Source organism: Promicromonospora kroppenstedtii DSM 19349, from assembly GCF_000515355.1.
In the GTDB taxonomy this organism is placed as follows: domain Bacteria; phylum Actinomycetota; class Actinomycetes; order Actinomycetales; family Cellulomonadaceae; genus Promicromonospora; species Promicromonospora kroppenstedtii.
This window is the reverse complement of record NZ_KI911572.1, coordinates 49,579-52,148: the sequence shown is the minus strand read 5'-3', so window position 1 is coordinate 52,148 and position 2,570 is coordinate 49,579. Positions and strand designations below refer to the sequence as shown.

Sequence of the window (2,570 nt, the reverse complement as noted above, 5' to 3'; positions counted from 1 at the left end):
GGCCCACGGCTACCTGTTGCACCAGTTCCTGTCGCCGGTCGCCAACTCGCGGGCCGACGAGTACGGCGGGTCAGCTGGGGCGCGCTCGCGGCTCGTCGAGGAGACCGTCGGTGCCGTGCGCGAGGCCTGGCCGGAGGACCTGCCCGTGCTGGTCCGGCTCTCCGCTACCGACTGGATGGACGACGGACTCGGGGTCGACGACGTCGCCGCCGTCGCCAAGCGGCTCGGCCCGGTCGGGGCCGACCTGATCGACGTGTCGACCGGCGGCGTGGCGCCCGCGTCGATCGCCGTCGGACCGGGATACCAGGTGCCGTACGCGCGCCGGGTGCGCGAGGTGTCCGGGCTGCCGGTGAGCGCGGTGGGGCTCATCAGCGACGCCGTCCAGGCCGAGCAGATCCTCGTGGAGGGCTCGGCGGACGCCGTCATGATCGGCCGGGAGGCCCTGCGCGACCCGCACTGGCCGTTGCGCGCGGCACACACGCTGCGCGAGGAGATCGGTACGGTTCCCGTGGACGCCGGCGTGGGGGTGCAGCCGCAGTACTCGCGGGCGCGGTGGCGGTGATGCCGAGTTTTGCGTTGATTTTGCGGCGCCGGATTTATGGGCCGTGGGTGCGGTGAGTTCGGCTCTGCGATGAGCGGGAATCACGGCTGCCGACGTTTCGACGCCTGGAGAATGCCGGGTGTGGTGATTCTTTTCCGGCCGGCGTGCATTCCGCGAAACGATTCGCCGTGCGGCCGGGCTCCTCGCATTTTCCGTTCGCGATCCGGAAGTGCGAGGGCCCGGCCACTGCGGTGGCGAGATCTCGGCCTACGAGCACGGAATCCGGGAGCATCCTCAAGCCGGGTTCCGCTCTCACCAGCTGGACGGGGTTGACCGTGCACGTCGTTCGCTGTCGATCGGACTGACGCCTTCTCGACCCGGAGCACGGTCCCTGCCGCCCTGGAAACTTGCTGTGAACACAATCACACTGCCTACTCGTCACAAAAGCAACCTGAGCGCGCCGATCTTCACAATTGCCAATTCCTGTCATGCGCGCAATTCCTGGGGAAAATCTTCGGCCTTACCGTTCCTTGACCTGATGCGGTGTTCGGCAGCAGTTAGTTCGTCGGTTCGGCAGTTGGCATCGAGATCGGCTCAGGCCTGAGCCGATCTCGATGCCAACTGCCGAACGCTGGGAGTACCTGGCGGCCGGCGTCAGGCCGAGCGGCGGCGAGCCGCCCGCCAGATCAGCCACACGGCGACGCCCACCGCGACGGTGCCCACGACAGCGAGGACCGGGAGCGGCTCGATGCGAGGACGTAGCGCGATCGGGCGGGTGAACGCGAGCACGCCCCAGCCGGACTGCACGGCACGGCGCTTCAGGACCCGGTCCGGGTTGACCACGAACGCATGGCCGACCGCGGCCAGCATCGGGGCGTCCGTGATGGAGTCCGAGTAGGCGAAGCTCTGCGCCAGGTCGTAGCCCTCGCTCACGGCGAGCCGCCGGACGCCCACCGCCTTGTTGTCGCCGTAGTTGTAGAAGTCGATCTCGCCGGTGAAGCGACCGTCCTCGACCGTCATCTGCGTGGACAGCACGTGGTCCGCGCCGAGCACGGCCGCGATGGGCTCCACCAGCACCGCGGCGGACGCAGAGACCACCACCACGTCGCGACCGGCCGCATGGTGCTCGGCGATGAGCTCCACGGCCTCCGCGTAGACGTAGGGGTCGATGAGCTCGTGCACGGTCTGGGTGACGATCTGCCGGACCTTCTCCACGTCCCAGCCGGTCACGAGCGACGACAGGTGCGCGCGCATCCGCTCGGTCTGGTCCGCGTCGGCGTTGCCGATCATGAAGACGAAGTGGGCGTAGGCGCTGCGTAGTACGTCGGCATGCGAGAGCAGACCGCCCGCCAGGAACGGCCTCGAGAACGCCGCCGACGAGCTCGTGGCGATGATCGTCTTGTCGAGGTCGAAGAACGCGGCGGTACGCGGAGCGTGCGACAGCGTTCGAGAAGCGGTCTGGGGCACCTGCTCGGTCACGCGACGAGCCTAGCGGGGGCGGTCCGTCGGAGCCGCCTCCTGATTGCGTGTTCTCCCAACTGGATGGAACTCGTCCGGCCGGACGGCAGACCCTCCGCACGGCGGGACGGGCCCACGAGCCCGACCACAGGCACCACTTTTAGCCGTTCGTGCACAGCCCCCTCGAAGTGGCCGGCGAGGCACGGGTTCGACCGGCCAACCTGATGGCGGAACCCGGGTGAGCGCCCGGGCCTGGGTCGGGCGGAGGGGACGCGATGGTCAGCACGGTGGGTGGTGTCCGGCCGGAACCGGGTCGAGTGATCGGTGTGGTCGGGGCCCGCGGAGGCGCGGGCGCGTCGGTGGTCGCCGCCTGTGTGGCGCACGGCCTGCGTCGCGGCGGGGAGCGAGCCACGCTGGTGGACCTCGACGCCCACGGTCCAGGGACGGACCTGCTGCTCGGGTCCGACGGTGTCCGGGGCGCGCGCTGGCCGGACCTCGTCGAGGCGCGCGGCGAGGTCGACGGGGTCGGGGTGGTCGCGGCGCTGCCCCGCTGGGGTGCGGTGCCCGTGCT

Annotated in this window: 3 protein-coding genes; 2 read left to right on the top strand and 1 reads right to left on the bottom strand. The window is 70.1% G+C overall.

From position 1 onward, the window contains the following. The coding region (locus PROKR_RS01250) for an oxidoreductase (protein ID WP_036959021.1) at nt 1-562 on the top strand (562 nt) is incomplete at its 5' end. A 633-nt stretch (nt 563-1,195) separates the two neighbouring features. Here the strand turns inward: PROKR_RS01250 and PROKR_RS01245 are convergent. Continuing rightward, nucleotides 1,196-2,020 (bottom strand): HAD family hydrolase, encoded by an 825-nt coding sequence (locus tag PROKR_RS01245; RefSeq protein WP_084800188.1) that lies wholly within the window; start codon nt 2,018-2,020, stop codon nt 1,196-1,198. Nucleotides 2,021-2,274: 254 nt separating this feature from the next. On the opposite strand from PROKR_RS01245, the gene PROKR_RS01240 reads away from it, so the two are divergent. Further along, nucleotides 2,275-2,570: P-loop NTPase (locus PROKR_RS01240; protein ID WP_157601795.1), on the top strand; the 296-nt coding region annotated here is incomplete at its 3' end.